At 51.0% G+C, this 26,912-nt stretch carries 31 protein-coding genes; 29 read left to right on the top strand and 2 right to left on the bottom strand.

The genetic code is table 11. The features are described 5' to 3' along the window. Positions 1 to 154 precede the first annotated feature (154 nt). The 5 genes from SATMO3_RS23705 to SATMO3_RS23685 all read left to right on the top strand — a co-directional run bounded on the left by SATMO3_RS23705 (position 155) and on the right by SATMO3_RS23685 (position 4,994). Positions 155 to 1,351, top strand: a complete 1,197-nt coding sequence (locus tag SATMO3_RS23705; RefSeq protein WP_371372298.1) for a hypothetical protein — start codon at positions 155 to 157, stop codon at positions 1,349 to 1,351. Next, on the top strand, positions 1,282 to 2,007 hold the full coding sequence (locus SATMO3_RS23700; RefSeq protein ID WP_371372296.1) for a hypothetical protein: 726 nt from the start codon (positions 1,282 to 1,284) through the stop codon (positions 2,005 to 2,007). The genes SATMO3_RS23705 and SATMO3_RS23700 overlap by 70 nt, the downstream gene beginning before the upstream one ends. 127 nt (positions 2,008 to 2,134) lie before the next feature. After that, positions 2,135 to 2,719, top strand: a complete 585-nt coding sequence (locus tag SATMO3_RS23695; protein ID WP_371372294.1) for an RNA polymerase sigma factor — start codon at positions 2,135 to 2,137, stop codon at positions 2,717 to 2,719. Between the two features lie 150 nt (positions 2,720 to 2,869). Then, positions 2,870 to 3,784, top strand: coding sequence for a hypothetical protein (locus tag SATMO3_RS23690; RefSeq protein WP_371372292.1), 915 nt, complete (start codon positions 2,870 to 2,872; stop codon positions 3,782 to 3,784). A gap of 157 nt (positions 3,785 to 3,941) precedes the next feature. After that, entirely contained in the window at positions 3,942 to 4,994 is a 1,053-nt protein-coding gene (locus SATMO3_RS23685; RefSeq protein WP_371372290.1) for a protease complex subunit PrcB family protein, read from the top strand. Between the two features lie 193 nt (positions 4,995 to 5,187). Here SATMO3_RS23685 and SATMO3_RS23680 read toward each other — a convergent pair whose 3' ends face one another. Next, positions 5,188 to 6,402: a DHHA1 domain-containing protein gene (locus tag SATMO3_RS23680; RefSeq protein ID WP_371372288.1), complete on the bottom strand. Its 1,215-nt coding sequence runs from the start codon at positions 6,400 to 6,402 to the stop codon at positions 5,188 to 5,190. Positions 6,403 to 6,487: 85 nt separating this feature from the next. After that, complete coding sequence (locus SATMO3_RS23675) at positions 6,488 to 7,672, bottom strand: HD-GYP domain-containing protein (RefSeq protein ID WP_371372286.1); 1,185 nt, start codon at positions 7,670 to 7,672, stop codon at positions 6,488 to 6,490. 71 nt (positions 7,673 to 7,743) lie between these two features. Here SATMO3_RS23675 and SATMO3_RS23670 point away from each other — a divergent pair, with 71 nt between their 5' ends. From SATMO3_RS23670 to atpG, 24 genes are all read left to right on the top strand, one after another. After that, a complete protein-coding gene (locus tag SATMO3_RS23670; RefSeq protein WP_371372284.1) occupies positions 7,744 to 8,565 on the top strand; it encodes a carbon-nitrogen hydrolase family protein in 822 nt (273 codons plus the stop codon). Positions 8,566 to 8,678: 113 nt separating this feature from the next. Continuing rightward, complete coding sequence (gene rpmE, locus SATMO3_RS23665; RefSeq protein ID WP_371372282.1) at positions 8,679 to 8,888, top strand: 50S ribosomal protein L31; 210 nt, start codon at positions 8,679 to 8,681, stop codon at positions 8,886 to 8,888. Between the two features lie 157 nt (positions 8,889 to 9,045). Next, positions 9,046 to 9,885, top strand: a complete 840-nt coding sequence (locus SATMO3_RS23660) for a DUF1385 domain-containing protein (RefSeq protein ID WP_371381781.1) — start codon at positions 9,046 to 9,048, stop codon at positions 9,883 to 9,885. Beyond that, positions 9,875 to 10,942 carry a peptide chain release factor 1 gene (gene prfA, locus SATMO3_RS23655; protein ID WP_371372280.1) on the top strand — a complete coding sequence of 356 codons (1,068 nt, stop codon included), beginning with the start codon at positions 9,875 to 9,877 and terminating at the stop codon, positions 10,940 to 10,942. The genes SATMO3_RS23660 and prfA overlap by 11 nt, the downstream gene beginning before the upstream one ends. Further along, positions 10,943 to 11,803, top strand: a complete 861-nt coding sequence (gene prmC / locus SATMO3_RS23650; RefSeq protein ID WP_371372278.1) for a peptide chain release factor N(5)-glutamine methyltransferase — start codon at positions 10,943 to 10,945, stop codon at positions 11,801 to 11,803. 5 nt (positions 11,804 to 11,808) lie between these two features. Then, positions 11,809 to 12,858 carry an L-threonylcarbamoyladenylate synthase gene (locus SATMO3_RS23645; protein ID WP_371372276.1) on the top strand — a complete coding sequence of 350 codons (1,050 nt, stop codon included), beginning with the start codon at positions 11,809 to 11,811 and terminating at the stop codon, positions 12,856 to 12,858. Positions 12,859 to 12,914: 56 nt separating this feature from the next. Further along, a complete protein-coding gene (locus tag SATMO3_RS23640; RefSeq protein WP_371372274.1) occupies positions 12,915 to 13,511 on the top strand; it encodes a manganese efflux pump MntP family protein in 597 nt (198 codons plus the stop codon). Between the two features lie 56 nt (positions 13,512 to 13,567). Beyond that, complete coding sequence (locus SATMO3_RS23635) at positions 13,568 to 14,032, top strand: low molecular weight protein arginine phosphatase (RefSeq protein WP_371372272.1); 465 nt, start codon at positions 13,568 to 13,570, stop codon at positions 14,030 to 14,032. A 53-nt stretch (positions 14,033 to 14,085) separates the two neighbouring features. Continuing rightward, positions 14,086 to 14,526 (top strand): ribose 5-phosphate isomerase B, encoded by a 441-nt coding sequence (gene rpiB / locus SATMO3_RS23630; RefSeq protein ID WP_371372270.1) that lies wholly within the window; start codon positions 14,086 to 14,088, stop codon positions 14,524 to 14,526. 14 nt (positions 14,527 to 14,540) lie between these two features. Continuing rightward, the gene (locus SATMO3_RS23625; protein ID WP_371372268.1) at positions 14,541 to 15,095 is read left to right on the top strand and encodes a TIGR01440 family protein; all 555 of its coding nucleotides are present in this window, start codon (positions 14,541 to 14,543) and stop codon (positions 15,093 to 15,095) included. A gap of 105 nt (positions 15,096 to 15,200) precedes the next feature. After that, the gene (gene glyA / locus SATMO3_RS23620) at positions 15,201 to 16,439 is read left to right on the top strand and encodes a serine hydroxymethyltransferase (protein ID WP_371372266.1); all 1,239 of its coding nucleotides are present in this window, start codon (positions 15,201 to 15,203) and stop codon (positions 16,437 to 16,439) included. 37 nt (positions 16,440 to 16,476) lie between these two features. Further along, a complete protein-coding gene (upp, locus tag SATMO3_RS23615) occupies positions 16,477 to 17,103 on the top strand; it encodes a uracil phosphoribosyltransferase (RefSeq protein ID WP_371372264.1) in 627 nt (208 codons plus the stop codon). Positions 17,104 to 17,546: 443 nt separating this feature from the next. Beyond that, entirely contained in the window at positions 17,547 to 18,011 is a 465-nt protein-coding gene (locus SATMO3_RS23610; protein WP_371372262.1) for a cytidine/deoxycytidylate deaminase family protein, read from the top strand. An 81-nt stretch (positions 18,012 to 18,092) separates the two neighbouring features. Then, a complete protein-coding gene (locus SATMO3_RS23605) occupies positions 18,093 to 18,764 on the top strand; it encodes a nucleotide pyrophosphohydrolase (protein WP_371372260.1) in 672 nt (223 codons plus the stop codon). 177 nt (positions 18,765 to 18,941) lie between these two features. Then, positions 18,942 to 19,991, top strand: coding sequence for a glycosyltransferase family 4 protein (locus SATMO3_RS23600; RefSeq protein ID WP_371372258.1), 1,050 nt, complete (start codon positions 18,942 to 18,944; stop codon positions 19,989 to 19,991). A 122-nt stretch (positions 19,992 to 20,113) separates the two neighbouring features. Further along, complete coding sequence (wecB, locus tag SATMO3_RS23595) at positions 20,114 to 21,277, top strand: non-hydrolyzing UDP-N-acetylglucosamine 2-epimerase (RefSeq protein ID WP_371372256.1); 1,164 nt, start codon at positions 20,114 to 20,116, stop codon at positions 21,275 to 21,277. Positions 21,278 to 21,526: 249 nt separating this feature from the next. Next, positions 21,527 to 21,736, top strand: a complete 210-nt coding sequence (locus SATMO3_RS23590; protein WP_371372254.1) for an AtpZ/AtpI family protein — start codon at positions 21,527 to 21,529, stop codon at positions 21,734 to 21,736. 11 nt (positions 21,737 to 21,747) lie between these two features. Next, complete coding sequence (locus tag SATMO3_RS23585) at positions 21,748 to 22,164, top strand: ATP synthase subunit I (protein ID WP_371372253.1); 417 nt, start codon at positions 21,748 to 21,750, stop codon at positions 22,162 to 22,164. A gap of 25 nt (positions 22,165 to 22,189) precedes the next feature. After that, positions 22,190 to 22,873, top strand: coding sequence for a F0F1 ATP synthase subunit A (atpB, locus tag SATMO3_RS23580; protein ID WP_371372251.1), 684 nt, complete (start codon positions 22,190 to 22,192; stop codon positions 22,871 to 22,873). A 61-nt stretch (positions 22,874 to 22,934) separates the two neighbouring features. After that, on the top strand, positions 22,935 to 23,186 hold the full coding sequence (gene atpE / locus SATMO3_RS23575; protein ID WP_371372249.1) for a F0F1 ATP synthase subunit C: 252 nt from the start codon (positions 22,935 to 22,937) through the stop codon (positions 23,184 to 23,186). Between the two features lie 86 nt (positions 23,187 to 23,272). Continuing rightward, positions 23,273 to 23,776: a F0F1 ATP synthase subunit B gene (gene atpF / locus SATMO3_RS23570; RefSeq protein WP_371372247.1), complete on the top strand. Its 504-nt coding sequence runs from the start codon at positions 23,273 to 23,275 to the stop codon at positions 23,774 to 23,776. Then, positions 23,770 to 24,324, top strand: coding sequence for an ATP synthase F1 subunit delta (atpH, locus tag SATMO3_RS23565; protein WP_371372245.1), 555 nt, complete (start codon positions 23,770 to 23,772; stop codon positions 24,322 to 24,324). Before atpF ends, atpH begins: the two co-directional genes overlap by 7 nt. A 203-nt stretch (positions 24,325 to 24,527) precedes the next feature. Continuing rightward, the gene (gene atpA / locus SATMO3_RS23560; RefSeq protein WP_371372243.1) at positions 24,528 to 26,051 is read left to right on the top strand and encodes a F0F1 ATP synthase subunit alpha; all 1,524 of its coding nucleotides are present in this window, start codon (positions 24,528 to 24,530) and stop codon (positions 26,049 to 26,051) included. A 6-nt stretch (positions 26,052 to 26,057) separates the two neighbouring features. Beyond that, a complete protein-coding gene (atpG, locus tag SATMO3_RS23555) occupies positions 26,058 to 26,909 on the top strand; it encodes an ATP synthase F1 subunit gamma (protein WP_371372241.1) in 852 nt (283 codons plus the stop codon). The last annotated feature ends 3 nt before the right edge of the window (positions 26,910 to 26,912 follow it).

The raw sequence follows: 26,912 nt of genomic DNA, 5'->3' as shown, positions 1-26,912 counted from the left end.
TACTATAGGTTATGTTGTAATAAGTTATTGTGTGTTATGTTAATATTTGAAAGGTAAATTAGCAAAGAAAAGTATGTGGCCGGCAGGAAAGGGCCGGGGTTATAGCTAACTAAATGCGATAGGAATTATTTTAACAGAATTAAGGTGGGAGACCATGAGCGTACAGAATATTAATAATACCGGAATTTCTGCGGGCACCCCGGCTACATCGCCAGCCCCGTTACCAGCGTCGCCAACAGCGCCGGCCGCTCCGGCCGGAGAGACGGCTCAGGAAGTAACCGGCGGCAATCAGCCTGTCAAACAAGAGGGTGCCCAGTCGTCCCCAAAAGCCGCCGGTCAGCCCAATACAGCTGCTCCTGCTGTGCTTGTAGATTTGGAAAGTTTTCTAACAACCGAATTGGCTGCACTGTCTAAGCTGCTGAGTAGCCGGGCTGCGGTTGTCAATAAATTACCGCCGGAAATTAAAGAACTGGTGCAAAATATCCTCAAACAGACCCAGCCAGCCCAAACGGCGTTGCCGGACGGGTTAGCGGCGTTGCTAAAGTCCTCCGGGACTTCAGCCGAGAAACTTGTGCTTCTCGCCAATGCCCTGGAAGAAGCGGCAGGCTTAACGGCAAAGCCGGGTGAACAGCCGGCTGCCGGGCTGGCAGCCGGTAAGCAGCAGGCGCTGCAGGTATTGGCCAAGGCGTTAAACAGCGGAAACCCTGATGAGTTAAAAGCGGCTGCCGCTATATTACGGGAACTAGCCAATACTGCTGAGTCTTCAGGCGACCAACCGGCTGTCAGGCAAAATACCGCTGCAGGTCGCCAGCAAATACCGGCAGCCGTGCTCCAAACCGGCGGCCTGCCTGTTGCCCAGCCGGGGGCGGTGGCAGTTCCGGCCGCCAGTGGAGACGTTAAAGGCCAGCAAGCTATGCCGGCAGCGGCTTCGACAGGTAGTACGCCGGCAGCAGAACCGCAGGATTTGCCGCCGGCGCTTTCCCTGCCGGCAAATCAGGCTCACGAACAGCAGGATATGAACGCCGGGGTGACAAGACCTGCCGCCGGACAGCAGCCGCCAGCCGGTCTGCCGCTACAACCAGGGCGCCTGCCGGTAGAGACGGAGGAGATGGTAAGAATGGCTCCGCAAACCGCCAGTCAGGCAGAGGGGGAACAGGAGCCGGCAGCTGCGCTGCCGCGACAACTATCAGACAGCAAACAGACGCTGTTGTGGCTAGGCAGCAGTACCTGTCTGTTAAGCAAAGCTACATTGCTTCCACCCAGCAGGACCCGACCGTCGCATTGCTGTCCAAAGCGCTGGCTGCCAGACCGGAATTGCTTAAAAAACTGCCAGCGGAAATTAAAGATTTAGTCCAGACCATATTGAGTAAGGCCGAGGTGCCGGAACAGGTGGCAAACGCGTTGCCGGCGTCTTTGTCGGCATTGCTTAAGTCGGCGCAGCCGGCTGCCGAAAAAATAATTATGTTAGCTGCTTTTCTGCAGGAAGCCGCCGAGGTGCTGCCCCAGGCGGGCCGGCAGGCTGCTCCTGCCACCGTCGGCGGCCAGCAGGTTTTGGCCGAAGTTATCGACTCCTGGCAAAAGAAAAGCCAGCAGGAGCAAAAGAACATTGCTGCGGCAATTCGCGAATTGGCTGAGAGTATAGCCAAACCAGGGAGTGTAATGGTCGAGCGTCAGGAACGGCACAATGTACTGAGTTTTACCGTGCCGCTTTACTTTGGTGACGGACAAACCGCCTATCCGGCCCATATTCACGTATACCAGCAAGAAGAGGAAGATCAAAAGAACCCTGGACAGAAAGCAATCGAAACCTGGCTGAGAATACACCTGGACACAGAAAATATCGGCACGGTGGAAACTGCGTTTCGCCTGTATGACGGGCAAAATCTGGACGTCAAGGTACGGTTTGATGATAAAGAGGCGGCGGAAGGATTTGCTGACAGTGTGCCGGCGGTTAGAGCGCAGCTGGAGCAACTTCCCTTGCAGCTTGGTGAGTTCCTGGTACGGTAATATTAACTAACCGGCGCGAAGTATTTTTTTTCCAGTTTGGCAAACACTATACGGTGCACAATTTGCGTTACTTATTAATAGCATGAAACGTTTAACTAAGTGTAAGGTAAAGTGTGGTGACAAAGGCTTGCCAGATAATGAAAACCTTATTATTGCCAGGGCGCAGCAAGGTGACCGGACGGCGCTCAATACGCTGGTTGCCAGCCACTGGCCTTCTATTTACCGCTTAGCTTTAGCCAAAACTGGCAGTCCCGAGGAGTCGCAGGAAATTGCGCAGGATACTTTTCTTAAGGCTTTGGCCGCACTTTCCCGTTACCAAGAGACGAATGCCGCCTTTAAGACCTATTTGACACGCATCGCGCTCAATCTGATAACTGACTACTATCGGAAACGCGGCCGGACGCCTCAGGTAGTGGATATTGCCGAGTACAGCAGGCCGATTATAGATACAGGCATGCGGCCGGAAGACGCCGCTGTAAGCGCCGAACGCCGGCAGGAAATCGTCCGGTTGCTAAAACTGCTGCCGGCGGAGCAGGAGCAGGTGATTGAGCTTAGGATTATTCAGGGACTGGCGGTCGCCGATACGGCCCGGATAATGGGAAAAAGCAGTGCTGCCGTAAAGATGCTGCAGCAGCGGGCCCTCAAAAAGCTAAAAGATATATTTCAAGAGAATGGGATAACTGAGGGTGTTTTACAAAACACACAACCATAAAAAAAGAGGTTGTTAGAAAAATGTTCAAAGACTAGGCACCGGAGCCGACGAAACCGGAAAGCGTACAGTTCACGTACGTTGAGGATTCCGGCGGCTTCGGTAACGACGCATATGGCATTTTATAACAGACTCTTACCGGAGGTGAAGTAGGTGCAGGACAATATGAATACCGAGAAGCGGCAGGCTGAAGCCTTATCTGCTGCTATTGACGCTCTGAACCGTGGTGAATTGCCGGCGGATATCCAGGATTCCGAACTGGCTGAACTTGTGTTTACGGCCGGTTTGATTAAAAACAGCAGTAAATTGCAAGCTGCGCCGCCACCCGAGGTGCTTGACCATATTGTCAATCAGGCGGCTGACACCATTGTCCGGGAAAAACAAAAGAAACGTTGGACCTGGGGCTTTGCCAGCCTGTCCGGCGCTGTTGCCGCCGTATTGCTAGTGGCTTTGTTAAATGCCATGCCGCCGGCTTCGCAGGATCGGGAATTGGCTAAGGCGCCGCCGTCTGTACCGTCGCCCGCTGAAGAGGTTAGGCCACCGGCCATTACTGTGCCGCCGCCTAACCTGACAGCGCCGCCGGTGCGGACGGAAACTCAGCCGCCAACTGCGGCTAAGCAGCCCGCCGCAACGCCCAAAGCAGTTTCGCCTGATACTGCGGCGCCTGCTGCACCACCCGAGGTTGCGCTTGTTCCGCCCCAAACCCCTGTTCCGGCCACCAGTGATACAATGCTGGCGCTGGCTGACCGCAAAGCCGACGTGGTGACAATTGATGCCGGCAGCAGAAGTATCCGCCAGGTTTACCGTAAAGGGGCACCTGACGAAATTATAATAACGCAAGCGCCCAAGCGTCAGAATACAATGAGTTCGACGCTGGCGCCGCAGGCCAAGGCCAGAAAGGCGGCTCCCGGGTCTAATGAATCAGTAGAGATTAAGCCGCCTGACAGAAACAAAGTCAGGGTTACAATTGATGATACCGAAGTAACCGTGGAAGGTGCGGCCAGCGAGGATGAATTGCTGAACCTTGCCAATTCGCTAACCAAGGTAAGCGTTGCCAACGAAAAATGAGTCAGGAGAAATTTCCTGACTCATTTTTTATCTTGATTAAAAGGATAATTTTACATGTGCCGCCGGCGTTACTTTTCCTCCTGTGCGGACGTTTAATCAGATGAGTTGACTACAGAGTCACATTCGATAGATTGAACAAACGGAAGGGGAAAGTATAATGAAACTTATTAATAAGCAAATAAAAAAAATCTCTGTTGTAACAGGATTAGCCGTGTTTACGGCAATGAGTTCCCTGGCGGTTCAGCCCGGACAGGCTGCTGAATGGTTAAGCCAGACAAACTTTACAACAACTGAGTTGCCCGTGCCGGAGGAAAGCCTGGCTCAGGAGCAGGCGGCCGTGGCCTTGAAGGATAATTTTGGCGTCAGAGAAACAGTTATTAAAATACCGGTCTCGATAATAAGCAGCGCATCAGGCTATAAAACAATTGACGTTGGGCCGGGAGTAGCCAATCTTGATTATGCAAAAGTAATTCAGTGGCAGAAGAATGTGGATGCCGGCCGTGAGCGCTGGCGCCTCGATCCCCTGCAGGTAGCGCGCATGGAAGGAAGAAATTACGGCTTTACTGATAAAGATACTTTCAAGATTGTCAAACGGCTGGACAGAAGCGAAATTGCCCGCCACGGCGAAATACACGTCAAAGTGACCCATAACAACAAAGACTATACCATGATTCTTGTTAAACCGTTTGGCGGTGGCGACGCCATCTGGACAACCTACAAAGTGTACGGCTATCAGCAGCCGGCGCCGCCGTCTCAGACTACCGGCAAGACCTTGTTTTCAACCGGCAAATATGATGGCTGGAAGTGGCAAAAAAACAGTTATCCCCGTGACATGGCTTTTGCCGCCATTGTAGATTATGCCGCGCAGCTTAAACAAGATCCGCGCATTCCTCAAAGTGTCCTAAAGAAAGTACAGGACGTTGACTATAATAATAAAGTTGTTTTATTTGCCTACCTGGGTACAGCACCCACTGGCGGGTATGGCATTGGCATCGAGAAAATCACCATGCAGGCCAATAAGATGACAGTTACCGTTCACACCAAAAGTCCAGAAGCAAATTCGATGGTTACCATGGCCGCAACACGGCCGGCGGATTATATCGCGCTTGACCGGGCTATCTTCGATATCTGGGGCGGTGTCGACATTAGCTTTGTCGATCAAACCGGCCGGGTGTTAAGTAAAAATAAAGTAACCATTTCCCACCGGTAAAAAAAGCACGGTTTGCACAAACGTGCAAGCCGTGTTTCATTTATCCGACGAACCCGCGCTAAGTCTCCCGGTTCTACAAGTGGAAGTTATACCCTACGGGCACATGCAAGTGGCTAAGTCCCTGGATAAGGGCGACTTAACTCAGGCGGGCTTAAAACTCTATATGAAGCTAATTTATACCATGCCTGGTGCATTACTTTCCGGTCAGTACCTTTTGGGCGGCTGTAAGTCCGGCAGGAATACCTGAAGGTTTGGCGCCGCCGCCCTGCGCTAACTGTGGACTGCCGCCGCCTTTGCCGTCCAGGAAGGGCAAAGCGGCTTTTAATGCAGTGTTCATATTGAATGCCGGAGTAAGCGCAGGGTTTGCGGCGAACACCAGATGCGTCTTAGTATTGTCAGGGCTGACGCCGGCTATAAGGGCAACCGTGTATTCATAAGTCGCCAACTGACGGGCCAGCTCGCCAACAGCGGCCGGGAGAACATTAGCGAGAGTATGGGTAATAATTTTTATACCGGCGGTTTCGGGCGCCTGGGCATATAAATCCTGCGCCAGCCGGCAGCATAATTCCTGCCGGGCAGTAGCCAGTTCTTTTGATACAGCAGCCAGGCGGTCGGCTTGTTTCTCATATGCGGCAGCTAGCTCGGCCGGGGGGACGGACAGGCGGGCAGCCAGATCTTTTACCGCTTCATTTTTTCCCTGATAATCGGTTAACGCACGATGGCCGCAGACAAAATCAAGACGAATGCCGTTTTTCTTGCGTTCCCACGACCTGATTTTGATAAGCCCTATCTCGCCGGTTGCGTTTACATGCGTACCGCCGCACGGGCAGCAGTCAAAATCAGGCACTTCAATCAGGCGCAGGCTGTCATAGTGTTTAGCCGGCTGCTTGCGCAGGGGAAAATTACTTAGTTCCTCAGCAGTAACCATATGAATCCGGAACGGTACATTGTTGAAGACCATAGTATTGGCAACCAATTCAATTTCAGCCAGTTGCCCATCTGTTATAACATCAATGTCCAGGTCAATCTGGCTGGAGACTTGTCCCAGGTGAAAGCCGGTATTACTGGCCTTCACTATCTGCCGGCAAGCCCCTGTCAGCACATGTTCCCCGCTATGCTGCTGCATATGATCAAAACGGCGCTGCCAGTTGATGCGGCCGGATACCGTCTGTTGCTGCGGGCATGACGGGGTGATATGGACAATATCACCACTTTGCTCCTGCACATCAAGTACGGGAATGGTATCAAGAAAACCTGTATCTGCCGGCTGGCCGCCGCTCTCGGGATAAAAAACCGTACGGTCTAAAATAATAGCGTAATTACCGGTTGGCAGCGGTGCGGCCGAAACCACCCGGGCCGAAAACTCTTTTACATAAGAATTAGCATAATACAGTCTTGCCGTGAGCATGTGTATCCTCCTTGTCTTCTCAAAAAAGGAAAATTTATCATGAAATAGAATTAACTTCATGGGGGAATTTTAGTCCCCCATGAAGTTAATCTGCCTGTTTAGGTTGAAGCATTTCAAGCTCCAGCACTTGAACCGGAGAAAAAATTTTATCAATAAAGACGGTAAGGTGTTTGGCTAGATCCACTTCCGGTCCGTCCTGCAGCCTGCAGCCCCTGGCATCAAAAAGAATTTTTACAGTCGGCCGGGTTTGCAGCCCGGGTGTTACTTTGACTACCAGGGCGATTTCGCCGGTATTGATTTTGACAATACTGTCAAGCGGGTAAACGGCAATTTGATCCAGGAATATTTTAAGAATGCGGGGATCAAAATGAGTATTGGACAAAGATAACATAAGCTCGTAGGCCTCGTGCGGCAACGTGCCTTCTTTATAAGGCCGGTCGGATGTAATGGCATCATAGACATCGGCAATAGCAACAATCCGGGCATACTCATGAATATTGGCGCCGCCAAGACTGCGGGCATAGCCGGTACCGTCAAATTTTTCATGGTGCTGAAACGCAATATGAGCCGACACCAAAGGGATTTCACTCTGGTGACGAAGTATATCAAACCCAAATTCAGCATGCTGTTCCATAATTTTGCGCTCATTAGCCGTAAGTGGCCCCGGTTTGTTCAGAATTTCGTTGGGAATAAGCATTTTGCCGGTATCATGCAATAAAGCTCCCAGGGAAAGTTCTTTTAGCTGCAGCAGGTTGTACCCCAGCTGCATGCCGGTAAAAGTAGCCAATACGCAGACATTGACTGAATGCCCGAAGGTATATCCGTCCCGGGCCCGGATATCGGTCAGATGAATCATGGCGCCCCGGTTTTTGATGACTTCATCAATAATGAAATCAGCGGTTTCTTTAAACGGCTGGGTATCAAGCTTCCGGTTGGCGGCAAAATTCTCAAAGGCGGAATGTACAATCTGGACGGCCTGTACGCGGGTTTCCTCGCGCACAATCTCGGGAATTGTCTCAATAATTTCGCTATAGTCAATACTATCAGTAAAAGGATTCTTTATATATACACTAGTCAGATTAAACTGCCGTAAGCGATCAATTTGCGGTGTGGTTAAAAGAGTACCGGCACTCAACAATAATACGCCGTCAATACTGAAAATATTGCGGGCAAGCACCATACCGGGTTGCAGATTTGTTGCGGCGATTTTTTGCATGGGTGTCCATTTTCCTCTCGTGGAGTAATATTTGTCCATTATTTCGACAGACAAGATAAAAAAATCCTTCTGTAATTTACCATTACCCAAAAAAACTACGAAATTATTGACTGGAGGAATATGAGATGTCAGTATTTACTGTAGGCATATGCCAGATGGGGGTTGTAGCTGACAAACAGGCCAATATGGCCAAAGCCAGCCACATGATTGCCGAGGCTGTAGCCGGTGGCAGCCGCCTTGTAATATTACCGGAGATGTTTAACTGTCCCTATCAGTCCGAACTGTTTCCCCAGTATGCCGAAACGGTTGCCGGGGGACCTACCGTCAGCATGCTGGCCGAATGTGCCGCCAAACACGGTATCATTCTGGTGGGCGGTTCTATTCCTGAAAAGGATGAAGCAGGTAATATTTATAATACCAGCTTCATATTTGACGAGCGAGGGCATTTGATCGGCCACCACCGGAAGGTCCACTTGTTTGATGTGAATATCAAGGGCGGGACTGTGTTTCAGGAATCCAAGACGTTAACGGCCGGCAACCGCATAACCCTTGTAAAAACATCGCTCGGGAATCTGGGAGTGGCCATCTGCTATGATGTGCGTTTCCCTGAGCTGGCCAGAACTATGGTGTTAGAAGGGGCCGAAATTTTGATCTATCCTGCTGCTTTCGGACCGGTTACCGGGCCGGCGCACTGGGAACTTTTATTGCGGGCACGGGCCGTGGACAACCAGGTCTATGTTATCGGTGCGGCGCCGGCGCTCAACGCGGCTGCCGAATATAAGGCCTATGGGCATTCCCTGATTGTCGACCCCTGGTCCCGGATACTGGCGGTTGCCGGTGTGGAAGAGACCGTGGTAATTGGAAAAATTGACCTGAGGATTGTAGGCAAGGTACGGGAAGAACTGCCCTTGCTGCAGCACCGCAAACCGGCGATTTACGAACGATAAAAAGGAGAAGGTTAATTACTAAAGTTAGTGTAAGATAACTTGCACAGCCTTGGGCTATATGCTATAATTATCACGCGTAATTTAAAGTGGCTTTATAAAGTGAGGTGCAAGACATGCAAGAAAAAATTCATCCCAAATTTGGTGAAGCCAAAGTAGTCTGCGGCTGTGGCAATACATTTATGACTGGTTCGGTTAAAAAAGAACTTCGTGTAGATGTGTGCTCCAAATGTCATCCTTTCTACACCGGTCAACAACGTCAGGTGGCTGCCGGCGGTCGTGTTGAAAGATTCAACAAACGCTTTGGCAATACGCAAGGCAAATAAAGAGGCAGCAGAGCAGCGATGCTCTGCTGTTAAACTATTTAATCAGATAACTGCAGCAGAGCAGGCATGCTCTGCTGTTATTATAATTGGGAAGGGGGCGGTAAGCGTGAGTGAAAAAAAGCCTTTTGTCGGTGGGCAGGCTGTTATTGAAGGCGTTATGATGCGTGGGCCGGAGTATATTGCCACGGCCGTTCGCGAACCGTCCGGACAAATTACTATCCAAAAAGAACGGCTGACGTCGCTTGGCGACCGTTATCCAATTTTAAAGAAACCCATGATCCGCGGGGTTGTAGCATTGGGTGAATCTTTGATCTATGGCTTGAAAGCGCTGTCGTTTTCGGCTCAGGCCGCCGGGGAGGAAGAAGAGGCTCTGTCAACCAAAGAGATTGCCATGACTATGATATTTTCCCTGGGATTGGCAATCCTGCTATTTGTAGTTATCCCGACCTATGCCGCCAAATATATTCACAGCGCTGTTACAGATCCGCGCCTGTTAAATACGTTTGAGGGCATCCTGCGGCTGACCATCTTCTTTTTGTATATTCTGGGAATATCGCTGATGAAAGATATTCAACGGGTGTTTCAGTACCACGGGGCCGAGCATAAGACCATTCATGCCTATGAGGCGGGACAGGAACTGACGGTGGAAAACATCCGTAGTCACAGCCGGTTGCATCCGCGCTGCGGCACAAATTTTTTACTGATTGTTATGGTGGTAAGTATTGTTATGTTTGCCTTTTTAGGCTGGCCTGACCTTTGGCTGCGGATTCTGTCCCGGGTAGTGCTGTTGCCGGTGGTGGCCGGTATAGCCTATGAAATTATCCGGTTTGCCGGCCGCAGCAAAGCCAAGTGGGTCGCCTGTGCTATTACCCCCGGTTTGTGGCTGCAGCAACTGACCACCCGCGAACCGAGCGATGATCAGATTGAAGTTGCTATTGCGGCATTAAACGCCGTGCGACCTGACCAAGATTTTGAGGTGAGAACAGATGCTGGATAAATTTCAGGCAATTGAAGATAAATTTCTGGAACTGGAAGGACGGATTAGTGATCCGTCAGTTATGGCTGATATGGGTGAATGGCAAAAGTTGACCAAGGCCCACAGCAAAATGGGACCGGTTGTCGAAAAATTCCGGGATTACAAAAAGACACTGCAGGCGATGGAAGATGCCCGTGAAATGCTTAAAGACAAACTGGACGATGAGTTCCGTGAGATGGTGGAAACCGAATACGCCGAAGCCAAGGCAAAGGCCGAAATACTGGCGAACGAACTGAGAATTCTCTTACTGCCCAAGGATCCAAATGACGACAAGAACGTAATTGTTGAGATACGCGGCGGTGCCGGCGGCGACGAGGCTGCGCTGTTTGCCGGTGATTTGTTCCGGATGTATACCCGCTATGCCGAGAATCAGGGCTGGCGAGTGGAAATGCTGGATGCCAACGCTCCTGATCTGGGTGGCTTTAAGGAAGTTGTATTTTCCATTGAGGGGGACGGTGCATACTCCAGACTCAAATATGAGAGTGGTGTACACCGAGTTCAACGGGTACCGACAACAGAGTCAAGCGGGCGGATTCATACTTCCACCGTAACTGTGGCGGTATTGCCGGAAGCCGAAGAAGTTGATATTGAAGTCAACCAGAATGATCTCAGAATTGATACCTATTGCGCCAGCGGGGCCGGCGGGCAGCACGTCAACAAAACCGAGTCGGCCGTGCGGATTACCCATTTGCCGACAGGGGTGGTTGTGCAATGTCAGGACGAAAAGTCGCAGCTTAAAAATCGCGATAAGGCCATGCGCGTTTTAAGAGCTAAGCTATTGGAACTGGCGCAGGCTGAGCAGGCGGCGGAAGTTGCCGAAAACCGTAAAAGCCAGGTTGGTACCGGGGACCGCAGTGAACGGATTCGCACCTATAATTTCCCGCAGGGGCGTGTTACCGACCATCGTATCGGTTTGACACTGCATAAACTTGACTTTGTTCTTAACGGCGATTTGGATGAGCTTGTTTCAGCCCTGATAACGGCCGGACAAAGTGAGAAATTAAAGGACGTAGAATAAATGACAGAACAGTGGACGATTGGTTCAATTCTAAATTGGACTAGGCAGTACTTCGGCTCCAAGGGGATTGAGAATCCCCGGCTGGATGCCGAGGTACTGCTTTCCCATATCCTGGGTAAAGATCGCTTGTATTTATATACAAACTTTGATCAGCCACTGGCTCCGGCGGAACTGGACAGTTACCGGGACGCCGTAAAACGCCGGGCCTTGCGGGCGCCGGTCGCCTATATCACCGGCTACCGGGAATTTATGGGACTGGAGTTTGCCGTCAATCCGGCAGTTCTTATTCCCCGGCCTGACACTGAGATTCTGGTGGAAGCGGCGCTCGGGAAACTGGCCGCTACAGCCTGTCCGGTCATTGCCGATCTGGGGACAGGCAGTGGTGCTATCGCCGTCAGTGTTCTGGCTAAACTGCCGGAAGCCACCGGCATTGCCGTCGACGTATCCCCGTCTGCCCTGGCCGTTGCCCGGGAAAATGCCGCCAGGCTGGGGGTTGCCGAACGGCTGGCGTTTTATCAGGGAGATATGCTGGGCCCCCTGGCCGATAAAAAATTCGATGCAATTCTGTCCAATCCGCCCTATATTCCTGATGGTGATATTGCCGGCTTGAGCGATGAAGTCCGGCAGGAGCCCCGCCTGGCCCTGGCTGGCGGGGCTGACGGTCTGATTTTTTACCGGCGCTTGGTGGCGCAAGGGGCCAATTATTTAAAACCTGGCGGCTTTATGGCGGTTGAGGTTGGCATTAACCAGGCCGCCCAGGTCGCGGATCTGGCCGGTCCTGAATGTAAGCTGAAGGCTGAGCGTGTAATTAAAGATTATGCCGGCATTGAGCGAGTTGTTGTATTTACTCTTTGGAGCTGATAATAATGCAAACAAAGTATTATAAACTGGATCCGGTAAAGCCGGATTTATCGATTCTGGCAGAAGCTGCCGAGCTATTGCGGCAGGGAGAATTGGTGGCCTTTCCGACTGAAACAGTCTATGGTCTGGGGGCCAACGGTCTGGATGGGCAGGCAGTAACCGGAATCTTCCGGGCTAAAGGGCGTCCTGCCGATAATCCTTTAATCTTGCATATTGCTGACGTAGAGAAGTTGCCGGAAATAGCGGCCGTTGTGCCGGCCAGCGCCGAGGCTTTGACTGAACGCTTCTGGCCGGGGCCGTTATCGGTAATCGTCGAACGCCGTTCTCACATTCCTGATATTGTAACAGGCGGTCTTACGACCGTGGCCGTTCGCCTGCCGGCGTCTTTGATAGCCAGGGAGTTAATCCGCCTGGCCGGTGTGCCGATTGCCGCGCCCAGCGCCAATACATCCGGCCGGCCCAGTCCGACAACGGCGGAGGATGTGCTGGCGGATCTTGGCGGAAAAATTGCGGCCGTGATTGACGCCGGGCCATGCGCCATTGGCGTGGAATCATCTGTTGTCGACTGCACCGGCGTAGTGCCGGCGTTGTTAAGACCGGGCGGCGTCACCTATGAAATGTTGCTCGAAGTCTTGGGTGAAATTGAGGTTGATCCGGCTCTGGCCGGAAGTCTGGCTATACCTAAATCGCCCGGCATGAAATATACTCATTATGCACCGATGGCTCCTATGTTCCTGATTGAAGGTGAACTGCCTGCTGCTACGGGCGAGCTTATCAAGCGGGAGATTCTCGCAGCCCAGGCCGGCGGCCAAAGAGTGGGGGCGGTCGTTTCCGTTGAACTGGCCGGCAGTCTGCCGCCTGCGACGATAACCGCCGTGTATGGTTCGCGCGCAGATACTAAGACTATTGCTGCGGGACTATATACCGCTCTGCGTAGTTTTGACGATAACCCCGTTGACATTATATACGCCGAAGGGATTGAGGAGCAGGGGCTGGGCCTCGCGGTCATGAACCGTCTGCGGAAGGCTGCCGGTTATCGTATTATCCGTAATTAGCAATGTTCATAATGCCCCCGGCTGTCACATATACATTACAGCGGGGGTGGGGGAATGTGAGCATCTTTGAATTGGTTATTCTGAGCGCAGCCTTAGGTACGGATTTATTTTCCGTAGCTGTGCCGATCGGCATGAATAAAGTGCAGCGGCTGGTTATTGTGCGGTCTGCTGTCGTGTTTGCCGTTTTTCATATTATTATGATCCTGGCCGGTTACCACATTGGCCACTGGCTGGGAACGGTTGTTGAGCATGTTGGCGCTTACCACATAGACTGGCCGGCAGCCAGTGTACAAAACATTGCCACTATAATCGGCGCATTGGTATTGGCCGGACTGGGCATCAACATGATTAAAGATAATGTCGGCGCCAATAACGAATCTGTGCCAGTGAACCCGTTACGCGGGACCGCGCTCTGCGTACTCGCCGCCAGTGTCAGTATTGATGCGCTTGCAGCCGGCTTTAGCCTGGGGATGATTGATGTTGACTTGCTGCGACTGAGCGCAATCTTAGGCGGCGTCATTTTTGTGATTGCTCTCTTAGGGCTGGGACTGGGGCGCAAACTGGGCCGTTATATTGGTGAACGGGCTGAACTGGTCGGCGGATTTGTCTTAGTGCTGCTAGGGATACATATATTGTGGACGACAATATACTAACCACAGGGTAGGGTATGAGATCTTTATATAAACGCAAAATAGAAGGAGTGGAACTTATGTTCAGGATTTTGCTAATCTGTACCGGCAATACCTGCCGAAGTCCCATGGCGGCCGCCCTGCTTGCCGGTATGGTGGAGAAAGCCGGCCTTTCAGGCCGGATAACTGTAGAATCGGCGGGTATTGCTGCCTGGGGGCAGCCGGCTTCGCCCCAGGCGCAGGCTGTTATGCGCCAGTCCGGCCTCAGTGTGGACAAGCATCGTTCACGCCAGGTGGCTCCGGAGGAACTGGCAACTGCCGACTTAATTCTGACGATGACAGCGTCGCATAAACGGGCTGCCTTAGGTATGGCGCCAGGTATGGCGGGCAAAATATACACACTGGCCGAATTTGCCGGTGAGACCGGTGATGTGCGTGATCCCTACGGCGGCAGTGAAACGGAATATCGCGAATGCGCCGTCCAGCTTGAGCGGCTGCTTGCCCAAAGTTGGCAAAATATTGTCAGTTTGGCAGGAAAAAAGTAATTAACGTGGAAAAAAGGAAAAGACGTTAAATATACATAGGAAGTGTTGCCTACATGAAAATAGCAATTGGCAGTGATCATGGCGGATTTCGCCTAAAAGCAGAAATTAAAGCTTTATTGGCTGAATTAGAGGTAGACAGTCACGATTTTGGCACTTACACTCAGGAGTCGGTCGACTACCCCGACATTTCCCGCCAAGTGGCCGAAGCGGTTGCCAAAGGCGAGTATGAGCGGGGCATTATTGTGTGCGGCACAGGTATTGGTGTCAGTATAGCCGCCAATAAAATAAACGGTATCCGGGCCGCGCTTTGCAATGATGTTTTTTCGGCCAAGATGTCACGCGAACACAACGACGCCAACATTCTGACTCTGGGCGAACGGGTGATTGGCCCGGGTCTTGCCAGGATGATTGTGGAAATGTGGCTTAAAACTGAGTTTGCCGGGGGGCGGCACGCCTGCCGGGTAGAGAAGATCATGGCTCTTGAAAAAGCGTAAGGAGTGAATAGACAGTGGATACAGACTTGGCAACTATTGGACGCCAGACGGTGCAGGCAGCGGAAGAACTGATAAAGACAGCCCAGTTAAAACCGGGAGACATTCTGGTTGTCGGCTGCAGTACCAGTGAAGTACAAGGAGCTCGTATCGGTTCCTACGGTTCCGAGGTAGTTGCGGCCCGGATTTTAGCCAGTCTTACCAAGGTTTGTTCCTGGTACCAGATTCACCTGGCCATCCAGTGCTGCGAGCATCTTAACAGGGCGCTTGTTGTTGAAAAGGCTGTAGCTGATAAGTATAATCTGGAAGAGGTAACTGTCATACCGGTTGCCAAAGCCGGCGGCTCACTAGCTGCCCAGGCAATGCGCGAATTTATGAATCCGGCGGTGGTAGAGGCCATTGCTGCTCATGCCGGTCTGGATATTGGCAGCACGCTCATTGGTATGCACCTGAAAAAAGTTGCCATCCCGGTGCGGCTGACGCAAAAATATATTGGCCAGGCGTATTTGACGGCCGCGCGCACCCGACCGAAGTTAATCGGCGGGGCAAGAGCTGTTTATGAACTTTGTTAAATAGAATTGCCAGCATTGTTTTCAGAGTCGCCGGCAGGTTTCTGCACCTTTAGCGGGCACTGCAGCAGATTTTTGTTGTTTCTTTAAAATGAGGAGGAGATACATATGACCATTCTTGCAGGAGTAGATCCGGAAGTAGCGCATGCCATTGGACTGGAGTGCAAGCGCCAGCAAAATAAACTTGAACTTATCGCGTCAGAGAACTTTGTCAGCAAGGCTGTTATGGAAGCCCAGGGTTCGGTACTGACCAACAAATATGCGGAAGGTTATCCCGGCCATCGTTATTATGGCGGCTGTGAATATGTTGATATTGTGGAGCAGCTGGCAATTGACCGGGCCAAAGAACTGTTTGGGGCCGAGCACGTCAACGTCCAGCCTCATTCCGGGGCTCAGGCCAATACTGCCGTATACTTTGCATTTTTAAAGCCGGGCGATACCATTCTGGGTATGAATCTGGCCCACGGCGGTCATTTGACTCATGGCAGTCCTGTCAACATTTCCGGGCAATATTTTAAAGTTGTGCCTTATGGTGTTGATGAAGTTAATCATCGCATTGACTACGATCAGGTAGCCGAACTGGCTATGAAACACAAGCCCAAGATGCTGGTGGCAGGCGCCAGCGCGTATTCCCGGATAATTGACTTTGACCGTCTGGGACAGATTGCCCGTGACGCCGGTGCTATGTTTATGGTTGATATGGCCCATATTGCCGGGCTGGTAGCCGCCGGTTTCCATCCCAGTCCTGTGCCGCATGCCGATATTGTTACTACAACTACCCATAAAACCCTGCGCGGTCCGCGGGGCGGCATGATCCTGTGCCGCGCCCAGTACGCCAAGGCGATCGATAAAGCCATATTCCCTGGTATCCAGGGCGGTCCGCTGATGCATGTTATCGCCGCCAAGGCGGTATCCTTTAAAGAAGCATTAAGTCAGGAATTCCGTCTGTATCAGGGACAGATCATCAAAAATGCACAGGCCCTGGCTGAACGGCTTAAGCAAAAAGGTTTTACGCTGGTATCCGGCGGCACGGACAACCATTTGATGCTTGTCGATTTGCGTGCTCAAAATCTTACTGGCAAGCAGGCCGAGCATCTTTTGGATGAAGTAGGCGTAACTGTGAATAAAAATGCCATTCCTAATGACCCGGCCAGCCCGCTGGTAACCAGCGGCATCCGCATTGGTGTTGCGGCTGTAACATCCCGTGGCATGGTTGAGCAAAATATGGTGGCAATTGGTGATATTATCGCCCTGACTCTAAGCAAGCCTGAGGATGCGTCCGCACAGGAGCAAGTCCGGTCAATGGTGGCTGAATTGTGCCGGCAGTATCCGTTATATGACTGCTGAGAAATTGTCCGGTTTATGAAGATAAGGGAGTGACTGTATGCAAGTAAAAATAATTGACCATCCGCTGATTCAACATAAATTATCGCTTATTCGCGACGTAAAAACCGGTACCAAGGAATTCCGCGAGCTTCTGGAGGAAGTCTCGATGCTGATGGCTTTTGAGATTACCCGTAATATGCCGCTGGAAGAGACTGTGGTGGAAACGCCCCTGACAACCTGCAAATGCCAGGTGCTGTCAGGCAAGAAAATCGGTGTGGTGCCTATCCTGCGCGCCGGACTGGGAATGGTTAACGGCATTGTAAAGCTTATTCCGGCAGCCAAAGTCGGCCACATTGGCGTGTATCGCGACCATGAAACATTGAAACCTGTGGAATATTATTGCAAGCTGCCTACCGATGTTGCCGAGCGGGAACTTATCGTTATTGATCCCATGCTGGCAACAGGCGGTTCATCGGCAGCGGCTATTGATATGCTGAAAGCCCGGGGCGCCAAACAGATTAAACTGATGTGTCTGGTCGCTGCGCCGGAAGGCATTAAAACTGTCAATGACAGCCATCCTGATGTCGAGGTATATGTTGCCGCAGTTGACAGCCATCTCAACGAGCAGGGGTATATTGTACCCGGTCTGGGTGACGCCGGTGATCGTATTTTCGGCACCAAGTAGTTAGTCTTTTTTGTTCTCCTGACAGAAAGCAACGCTTTCAGCCGGATAAGGGCAACATCGGCTTTTGCCTTCGCTACGCTCGTCAAAACCCGTGTTTTCTTTACACCGCTACGGGTATAAGGGCAACATCGAATTTTGTCTTCGCTGCGTTTGGCAAAACCCGTGTTTTCTTTACACCGCTATGGGTATAAGGGCAACATCGAATTTTGCCTTCGCTGCGCTTGGCAAAACCCGTGTTTTCTTTACACCGCTATGGGTATAAGGGCAACATCGAATTTTGCCTTCGCTGCGCTTGGCAAAACCCGTGTTTTCTTTACACCGCTACGGGTATAAGGGCAACATCGAATTTTGCCTTCGCTGCGCTTGGCAAAACCCGTGTTTTCTTTACCGGGCCATGAATACATTGTTAGTACACGTCATTTGGCTGAGGGGGGCGTACTAGTATGAGCGACAATGGAAAACTTAACCGTCCGTCCTGGGATGAATATTTTATGGAAATAACCAAAGTGATTGCAACCCGGTCAACCTGCATGCGCCGGCAAATTGGCGCTGTCATTGTGAAAGATCAGCGGCTGCTTTGTACCGGTTATAATGGCGCTCCCAGCGGCCTGCCGCATTGCGGCGACAAAGGCTGCATCCGTGCCGTGCAAAAGGTGCCTTCCGGCGAGCGTCAGGAACTGTGCCGGGGGCTGCATGCCGAGCAAAGCGCTGTTGTGCAGGCTGCCATGTACGGCGTGCCCATTCAGGGCGCGACCATATACTCTACCCATCAGCCATGCTCGGCCTGTACCAAGATACTGATCAATGCCGGTATTAAGAAAATTGTCTATCAATACGGTTATCCGGACAAACTGGCCGAGCAACTGATTGCCGAAGCCGGCATTGAATATGTTTGTTTCGGAGAATGACCAAATAAAGATTTAATATTATAAGGCTGGTTAGGTATCCGGGTCCGGTACTTAAACCAGCCTTTATACAGGAGATTTACCATGCTGGAAGCTATTTATCTGCCGAAACTCAATAATCTCGCACCTACACTTGACTCTACGCTGCTTAAAGCAATGGAAGAAGCCGGCGAATTAGCCCGCGCTGTGTTAAAATTTATGCCTTGGGAAAAGCTGTGCCCGGACGAACTTGCCAGTCAGCCTCAGGCTGTCGCCCTGCTTGCCGATGTCAAGGAAGAGCTTTTAGATGTCGCGCAAACCTGTGTTACGATGATTTTTGTTATGGAGGATAACTTCGGCATAGATGCCGACGCTTTAATTGGCGAGCATCTTGCCAAGTTAAACGATAAAGGGTATGCTTATGATGTCTGTCAGAGCTACCGTATAACTACCATCAGGAATCTGCATGGCGGCAACTACAAATACATCAGTCTGCCTCACCTGCAAATTGAAGATGTTACGCTTTTAACCACGGTGTGCAAAATACAGGAAGAACTGGGTGAACTCACCCAGTTTCTCGGCAAACATGCCGGCGCCTCCGGCGAACAGGCCCGCCTGACTGCTGCCGAGGTAAACCGGGGGGCGGCCCTGGAGTTATTGGATGTTGCCCAGTGTTGTTTCACCATGATGTACATACTTGCTGAACGGCATGCCGTGGATATTAAAACACTGGTTGCGGGACATGTGGACAAGCTGCGCCGCAAGGGATACTGTTGACCGGGGGCCCAAAGAGCGTGGCTGAGATAATCTCAGGTATACTGAATGTATCGGGTGCATATAGTTATTGGTAGGGAAATTTATAGCGATATAGGACGAATTGACTACCGCAAATGATTGACAACTTTTACACACCTGAGGTACAATGGATGTTGCGTAGAAATGAGGTGTAATGATATGCAGACATATGTTGTCGCTTTTACGGTTGCTTTAGCAGCAGCTTACTTTATCACCCCGCATATTAAGGAATTAGCCATAAAAGCAGGGGCGCTCGATGCTCCGGACGCTCGTAAAGTGCATACAATTCCAATCCCCCGCATGGGAGGACTGGCGATATATTTTGGTTTTGTACTGGCTGTTCTGTCCAGTATGCACATCAGCCATGAAATCCTTGGACTATTACTGGGCGGTACTGTCATCTTGGCTGTTGGTGTAATCGACGATCTGATGCAGTTGCCGGCCAAGGTTAAACTGCTGGGTCAGATTCTGGCCGCTATTGTACTTGTATTATTTGATATTCGCATTGAATGGCTGACAAACCCGTTCGGTGATATGATTTATGTTAATTATTTATCCATTCCGCTTACCATCTTCTGGGTGGTGAGCTTAACAAACACTGTCAATCTGATTGACGGTCTGGATGGACTCGCGGCCGGAGTTTCGACAATTGCGTCGGTGACCATCCTCTTAGTGGCGCTTGAACAAAACCTCTGGACAGTGGCCATTCTGACGGCGGCTCTGGCCGGCAGCGCCCTTGGCTTTTTGCAACATAATTTTAATCCGGCTAAAATCTTTATGGGTGATACCGGCAGTATGTTCTTAGGATATATGCTGGCTGCCGTCTCGATACTGGGAACGGTTAAAAGTGCAGCCACTATTGCGCTGGTTGTGCCCATTGTCGCTCTGGGACTGCCTATTATGGATACGGCATTTGCCATTATCCGCCGCTATATGAGCGGGAGGCCGATTTTTAAACCGGATAAGGGACATCTCCACCATCGCCTGCTAGCCATGGGTTTAAGTCAAAAACAGGCTGTTCTACTGATGTATGTGATCAGCGGCTTCCTGGGCGTAAGTGCCATTGCCCTGACGGAAGTTAGCAAAGCATATGCGGCTTTTATTTTGCTTGCCATCATTACGGCTGCCTTTTTTGGCGCCAAGAAAATTGGCGTGCTGAGTAATAACGACGGCGTGCTCAAGAGCAGCGATTCGGTTAAAAGTCATTAAACCGGATTATGTAATACAGTAATTCGCATACTATGCAGGGCGGGCAATTGTTGCCCGCCTTGTATTTATAAAATGGAAAGGTGAAATTTCCCACTTAATGCAACCGAAAGGAGCAGCTATTCATGTCGCGTATTAAAGTTATGACCGTCTTTGGCACTCGGCCGGAAGCTATCAAAATGGCGCCCGTTGTTTTAGAATTAGCAAAATATCCCCAGTACATAACGCCGGTAGTTGCCGTAACCGCCCAGCACCGGGAAATGCTTGACCAGGTCCTTAATTTATTTAAGATTACCCCTGATTATGATTTGGATATCATGTGTCAAGGGCAAACCCTGTTTGATATAAGTTGCCGGGCTATGCAGGGGCTCAATCAGGTGTTGGCCGATGAAAAGCCCGATATCGTTCTGGTTCATGGTGACACCACCACAACCTTTGCAGGGGCATTGGCAGCCTATTACCATCAGATACCTGTAGGCCACGTGGAAGCCGGCCTCAGAACCGGCGACAAGTATTCGCCGTTTCCGGAGGAGATGAACCGCAAGCTGACCGGGGCTTTAACCGATATGCACTTTGCACCGACTGCCACTGCCAAGGACAACCTGCGCCGGGAAAATATCAGTGCCGAGACTATTGTTGTAACAGGCAATACGGTAATTGATGCGCTTAAAGCCACTGTTGATCCGTCCTACCGGTTTACCGATCCGCTCTTAAAAAATGTCGATTTTACAAATCGCAAGGTTGTCCTTGTCACAACTCACCGGCGGGAGAATCTGGGCGAACCTATGCGTCATGTTTATCAGGCGCTTAAAAATATCGTAAGCGAATTTTCTGATGTCGAGATTGTCTTTCCTGTACATAAAAATCCGTTGGTGAGGCAGGTTGTGAATGAAGAGCTGGGCGGGCTGGAGCGGGTTCATTTAATTGATCCGCTGGATTATCAGCCCTTCGCCAATCTTATTGCCAGGTCGTATCTGGTGCTGACCGATTCCGGCGGTATTCAGGAAGAAGCGCCGGCCATTGGCAAACCGGTGCTCGTTTTGCGTGATACCACCGAACGCCCCGAAGCCGTAGCTGCCGGAACAGTGAAACTGATCGGCACCGACCGGGAACGGGTATATAGTGAGACTAAGGAATTGCTTCTCCGGGAAAGCGAGTATCAGCGTATGGCCAATGCGGTGAATCCCTATGGCGACGGCATGGCCGCCAGCAGGATTGTCCAGGCTATTCTGTTTAAATATGCACTTACTTCACAGCAGCCTGGTGAATTTAAAGTTAACAATATGTAACAGAGTATGGAGAAAATAGTATAAAATAGTCAATTTTTTAATGTTTTCTGTACTCACCGGCAGGATTTTTGCCTAACGGCAGAGAATAGTAGAACCTGGATACCGGCTTTTTTTGGTACTTTATTGCTGAATTTTAGCAATAAGTCAGCAGCCGGGCCGGGACAAGCAGGCACATAAAATCATAGCAAAGTCCTATGCTGGTTATAATATGGAAGGATAACTGCTTGGCCAAATAAGAGGTGACAGGGATTGCCGGAAAAACGGAATGGAGTATGGTCGGCCTTGAGTCTGGCTGGAACAATCGGCCTGAATATGGCTGCAACTGTGGCCGTTGGCCTCTTTCTGGGGCGGTGGACCGATAATTACTTTGCCACTTCGCCCTGGTTTACGGTATCCGGTATTATAGCCGGTATGATTGCCGGACTATGGTCTACCTATAAGAAAATTGTCAAACTGTAGAGGATGTTATAGTGTTTAATGTAGGTTTTGCTGAAGATTATTCCGGCCAAGTACGGCGAACGTTGTTGCATTTGCTGGCCTGGGGGTTATTTATAACCCTCAGTGCTTTATTGTCAAGCAAGATTTCGCTGTTACCCGGCCTAGTAATAGGATGGACAAGCAGTGTAATCTACTTTTTGCTAATGTGCCGCCGGGTAAAAAAAAGCGTTGAGCTGCCACCGGAGAAAGCGCTGGCATCCATGCGCGCCGGCTGGTTATTGCGGTTTGTCTTTATGATTTCTATGCTTATCTTGTCAAGCAATGTGCCGGGTATTGATTTCTGGGCGGCAGTAGTGGGATTATTCTCACTTCATATAGTATTAATGGTAAATGCCGTATGTATCGTGGTCTTAGGACTTATAGCAAATTTAGGCAAGACCAAAATCTGATAAGGAAAGGAGTGAAAATGAAAATATGGGACATGGTGGAGGAGGCCATGAAATTGGTGGACACAAACTGGCTCATTTTGCCGGACTGACCTTTAATCTCGATACCCTGTACATGACATGGCTTTCTATGGCGATTGTCATTATATTCGCGATTATTGCCACGCGCCGGGTAGAAATTGTTCCGCGCGGCTGGCAGAACTTTTTAGAAATGGCAGTTACCGCTCTTTTAGACCAAATTGACAACACCATGGGGCCAAAAGGAAGAAAACTGGCACCGCTGATTATTACCTTGTTTTTATTCCTTGTTGTTGGCAACGAGTTGGGTCTGATACCGGGCTTTACTTCGCCAACAAATGATATTAACACTACACTCGGTCTGGCATTGATGGTTGTTATCCTAGTACATATTCTAGGCATTATGAACCGGGGTGCGGGCAGGTATTTCAAACATTTCTTTGAACCTTTCGTTCCCTTTGTCATTATTAACATCATCGAAGAAGTGGCAAAACCGATTACATTATCCTTCCGTCTATTTGGCAACATTCTGGCCGGTGAGATTCTGCTCATTATTTTGGGTATGCTGGTACCGTATGTTGTTCCTACGGCGTGGTTAGCCTTTAGCGTGTTTGTCGGCATTGTACAGGCATTTATTTTTACCATGCTGTCTATGTCATATCTTTCCAACTCATTGAAAGACGAACATCACTAACAGTAATCTGGGATAACCCGGATTGTTCAACATTGAGCATAAGAAAAAGGAGGAGTTTTTTGTGGAACAAGCTATCATTATTGCTGCCTCTGCCATCGGAGCCGGTTTGGCTATCGGTTTGGCTGCCATTGGTGCCGGTGTCGGTGACGGCGCGGTAACCGCCAAGGCTATTGAGGGTATGGCAAGACAACCTGAGGCCAAAGGTACTATTCTTGTAAACATGCTGATTTCGGTAGGTTTGATCGAGTCGATTCCCATTATCGCCGCGGTTATAGCTATCGTACTGGTATTTGCTAATCCGTTTATTAAGTAACAAACGCGTTAACGGGCGACTGGCAGGATGCACCATGCTTTCTGTCAGCGCTCCCCTTATACGCCGGAAAGAGGAGGGGCCCTCAGTTGGTTGATTTGAATGCGACGCTTATAGCGCAAATTATAAATTTTCTTATACTTGTTGCTATCCTAACCAAAGTGGCATACAAACCGCTCATGCAGGCGCTGGCTGACCGGCAGGCCAAAATAGCCGATAGTCTGGAGACGGCTGAGAAAGAAAAGCAAGCTGCTGAAAAACTCAAGCAGGAATACCTTGCAGAGCTGTCCGAAGCCCGCACCCAGGCACAGGCTATTGTGGAAAAGGCTGCCAAGCTGGCTGAACAGACCAAGGAAGAAATGCTCAAAGAAGCCCGCGAAGAAAGTGCGCGGCTGTTAAAGGCTACCCAGGAAGAAATTGCCCGTGAGCGTGAGCGCGCTATCGCCGAACTTAAAGGCGAAGTCGTTACGCTGGCCGTTGCTGCTGCGTCCAAAATCATTGCGCAGAATATGGATGAAACCGCCAATGCCAAAATTGTGGATGACTTCATCAATAATCTTGACGGTAAGAAAATAGGTGGTTTGCCATGCTAACAAGCCAGTTAGCGCTCAAGTACGCCCAGGCCATTTATGAAATTGCCACTGAAAAAGCAATGCTGGATAAAGTGGAACAAGAGCTCAAGCTAGTGGAAGACACCATAGCCGGGCATGAAGAACTGGCCACTCTGATTTATCATCCGCTAGTGCCGGCCGAGGCGAAAAAAGAAACCATCAGCCAGATATTTGCCGAAGAACTGGATGTCTTTGTTCGCAATTTTATATTGCTTTTAATTGACAAAAGACGTGAGCCGGCGTTGCCGGCTATTATCCGCGAGTACATACGTCTGGCCAATGAGGCCAGAAACATTGCCGAAGCCGAAATATTTACCGCCAAGGAGCTTAGTCAGGAACAACTGACGGCGCTGGCGGCAAAACTAAGCGAAGTTACCGGCAAAAATATCGTGCTCAAAGCAACAATTGACCAAGAACTGCTTGGCGGCGTTGTTGTCAAAATCGGCGATAAATTGATTGATGGCAGTGTGGCCCGCCAGCTAAAAGCGCTTAAGGCGGCCCTGTTAAATAACCAGGCCACTGCTGTGTAGTCTCAGTTTTATACGTAATAAGACGGCTCAGGCTCTGAGCGTCTTGCTGTAGACTTTATCCTGTAGCGAACCTGTTCTAAGACTCCCGCTCTGGAAGCGGGCATAAGAACGGCTAAGCTCCTGGATAAGGGCGACTAACCTTCAGGTGGTTAAATCCCCACCTGAAACTAAGTCTACTTTATGATTGGGGTGACATACAAGGTATGAAAATGAGGCCAGAAGAAATAACGGCCATCATCAAACAACAGATAGAGCATTATCAGGTCGACCTAAGCGTCGATGATGTTGGCACAGTAATCGAAGTAGGCGACGGCATCGCCCGGATCCACGGCCTGGAAAAGGCCATGGCCGGGGAGCTGTTGGAATTTCCACACGAAGTATACGGCATGGTCTTAAACCTGGAAGAAGACAATGTCGGCGCCGTACTCTTGGGCGGCGAAATCGAAATTAAAGAAGGCGACACCGTACGGCGGACAGGCCGCATCATGCAGGTTCCCGTCGGCGAAGCCATAGTCGGCCGTGTCGTTAACGCCATCGGCCAGCCCATCGACGGCAAAGGGCCCATAGCTACCAGCGAATTCCGGCCGGTAGAATACCGTGCTCCCGGCATAGCCGACCGCCAGTCGGTAAAAGAACCGCTGCAAACCGGCATCAAAGCCATTGACTCCATGGTCCCCATCGGCCGTGGCCAGCGCGAACTCATCATCGGCGACCGCGGCACCGGTAAAACCGCCATCGCCGTCGACACCATCATCAACCAAAAAGGCCAGGGCGTCACCTGCATCTACGTCGCTATCGGCCAAAAAGCCTCCACCGTGGCCCGGGTCGTAAAAACCCTCGAAGAAGCCGGCGCCATGGAATACACCATCGTCGTAGCCGCCACCGCCTCCGACAGCGCGCCGCTCCAGTACCTGGCTCCCTACGCCGGCGTAACCATGGGCGAATACTTCATGTATAAAGGCGGCGCCGTCCTCTGCGTCTATGACGACCTCTCCAAACACGCCGTGGCCTATCGCGCCATGTCCCTTCTATTACGCCGTCCTCCCGGCCGCGAAGCCTATCCGGGCGACGTATTCTATTTACACTCCCGCCTCTTAGAGCGGGCCGCCAAACTCTCGGCCGAACTCGGCGGCGGTTCCATTACCGCCCTGCCCGTCATCGAAACCCTGGCCGGCGACGTATCGGCTTACATCCCGACCAACGTCATCTCCATCACCGACGGCCAGATCTTCTTAGAAAGCGAACTCTTCTACTCCGGCATCCGTCCGGCCATCAACGCCGGCCTCTCGGTATCCCGCGTCGGCGGCTCGGCCCAGATCAAAGCCATGAAACAGGTAGCCGGCCGGCTGCGTCTTGATCTCGCGCAATACCGCGAACTGGCCGCATTCGCCCAATTCGGCTCCGACCTCGACAAAGCCACCAAAGCCCAGCTTGACCGTGGCCAGCGCATGATGGAAATCTTAAAACAGCCGCAATACGTCCCCATGTCTGTCGAAGAGCAAGTCATGGTTATCTACGCCGGCATCAACGGCTACTTAGACGACGTCGCCATCGAAGACGTCACCAAATTCGAGCAGGACCTCTTAAAATTCATGCGCGGCAACTACGCCGAAGTAGCCAAAACCATCCGCGAAAAGAAAACCATCGATGCCGAAACCGAGGCGGCTCTCAAAAAAGCCATCAAAGAATTTAAAGACACTTTTGTCAAAGTAGAAGCAGCGAGGTGATAACACATGGCTAGCGCCAGAGACATCCGCCGCCGCATCAAAAGTGTAAAAAACATACAGCAAATCACCAAAGCCATGAAAATGGTAGCCGCCGCCCGCTTAAGACGGGCCCAGGAACGCGCCATTGCCAGCCGTCCCTACACCGACAAAATCCGGGAAGTACTCGCCAGCGTAGCGCCTAATGCCAAAGAAGCCTCCCATCCGCTTTTAGAAGTGAGGGAAGTCAGGCAAACCGGCTACCTCGTCCTGAGCGCCGACAAAGGCCTCGCCGGCGCCTACTCCTCCAACCTGATAAAAGAAGTCCTGCCGCACGTGCGCGGCAACAACAGCGCCCGTTTAATCACCGTCGGCCGCAAGGCGCGGGACTACTTCAAACGGCGTGGCTACACAATCGACCACGAATTTTTCGGTTTCTCCGAAAAACCCTCGTACCAGGATGCCGTAGACCTCGCCAAACTCCTGGCCGAAAAATTTGCCAGCGGCGAATACGACGAAATTTATCTCACCTACACCCACTTCTATTCCCCCATCAACCAGAATCCGACCACCGTCAAACTGTTGCCGGTAGCCGGGATCGGGGATGGGGAAGAAACGCCTCAGACCGAATACATCTTCGAGCCGTCAGCCGGTGAAGTCCTCGGACTCTTGCTGCCCAGATACCTGGAGACCGTCATCTACGGAGCCCTCCTGCAATCGGCGGCCAGCGAACTCGGCGCCCGCATGACAGCCATGGGCTCCGCCACCGACAACGCGCAAGAACTCATATCCAAACTGACCTTAAACTACAACAAAGTGCGCCAGGCCTCCATCACCAGTGAAATCTCCGAAATCGTCGGCGGCGCTGAAGCACTCAAGTAAAAG

It is taken from the genome of Sporomusa aerivorans, assembly GCF_041428895.1.
Lineage (GTDB): Bacteria > Bacillota > Negativicutes > Sporomusales > Sporomusaceae > Sporomusa > Sporomusa aerivorans.
Note: the sequence above shows the minus strand (reverse complement) of the source record. Positions and strands in the feature narration are given on the sequence as shown.

Bases quoted from the DNA above. Each gene is read 5' to 3' on its own strand.
- SATMO3_RS23705 (WP_371372298.1), top strand. From the start codon at position 155: ATGAGCGTACAGAATATTAATAATACCGGAATTTCTGCGGGCACCCCG.
- SATMO3_RS23685 (WP_371372290.1), top strand. From the start codon at position 3,942: ATGAAACTTATTAATAAGCAAATAAAAAAAATCTCTGTTGTAACAGGA.
- SATMO3_RS23680 (WP_371372288.1), bottom strand. From the start codon at position 6,402: ATGCTCACGGCAAGACTGTATTATGCTAATTCTTATGTAAAAGAGTTT.
- SATMO3_RS23670 (WP_371372284.1), top strand. From the start codon at position 7,744: ATGTCAGTATTTACTGTAGGCATATGCCAGATGGGGGTTGTAGCTGAC.
- rpmE (WP_371372282.1), top strand. From the start codon at position 8,679: ATGCAAGAAAAAATTCATCCCAAATTTGGTGAAGCCAAAGTAGTCTGC.
- SATMO3_RS23660 (WP_371381781.1), top strand. From the start codon at position 9,046: ATGATGCGTGGGCCGGAGTATATTGCCACGGCCGTTCGCGAACCGTCC.
- prfA (WP_371372280.1), top strand. From the start codon at position 9,875: ATGCTGGATAAATTTCAGGCAATTGAAGATAAATTTCTGGAACTGGAA.
- prmC (WP_371372278.1), top strand. From the start codon at position 10,943: ATGACAGAACAGTGGACGATTGGTTCAATTCTAAATTGGACTAGGCAG.
- SATMO3_RS23645 (WP_371372276.1), top strand. From the start codon at position 11,809: ATGCAAACAAAGTATTATAAACTGGATCCGGTAAAGCCGGATTTATCG.
- SATMO3_RS23635 (WP_371372272.1), top strand. From the start codon at position 13,568: ATGTTCAGGATTTTGCTAATCTGTACCGGCAATACCTGCCGAAGTCCC.
- rpiB (WP_371372270.1), top strand. From the start codon at position 14,086: ATGAAAATAGCAATTGGCAGTGATCATGGCGGATTTCGCCTAAAAGCA.
- glyA (WP_371372266.1), top strand. From the start codon at position 15,201: ATGACCATTCTTGCAGGAGTAGATCCGGAAGTAGCGCATGCCATTGGA.
- upp (WP_371372264.1), top strand. From the start codon at position 16,477: ATGCAAGTAAAAATAATTGACCATCCGCTGATTCAACATAAATTATCG.
- SATMO3_RS23610 (WP_371372262.1), top strand. From the start codon at position 17,547: ATGAGCGACAATGGAAAACTTAACCGTCCGTCCTGGGATGAATATTTT.
- SATMO3_RS23605 (WP_371372260.1), top strand. From the start codon at position 18,093: ATGCTGGAAGCTATTTATCTGCCGAAACTCAATAATCTCGCACCTACA.
- SATMO3_RS23600 (WP_371372258.1), top strand. From the start codon at position 18,942: ATGCAGACATATGTTGTCGCTTTTACGGTTGCTTTAGCAGCAGCTTAC.
- wecB (WP_371372256.1), top strand. From the start codon at position 20,114: ATGTCGCGTATTAAAGTTATGACCGTCTTTGGCACTCGGCCGGAAGCT.
- atpB (WP_371372251.1), top strand. From the start codon at position 22,190: ATGGGACATGGTGGAGGAGGCCATGAAATTGGTGGACACAAACTGGCT.
- atpH (WP_371372245.1), top strand. From the start codon at position 23,770: ATGCTAACAAGCCAGTTAGCGCTCAAGTACGCCCAGGCCATTTATGAA.
- atpA (WP_371372243.1), top strand. From the start codon at position 24,528: ATGAAAATGAGGCCAGAAGAAATAACGGCCATCATCAAACAACAGATA.
- atpG (WP_371372241.1), top strand. From the start codon at position 26,058: ATGGCTAGCGCCAGAGACATCCGCCGCCGCATCAAAAGTGTAAAAAAC.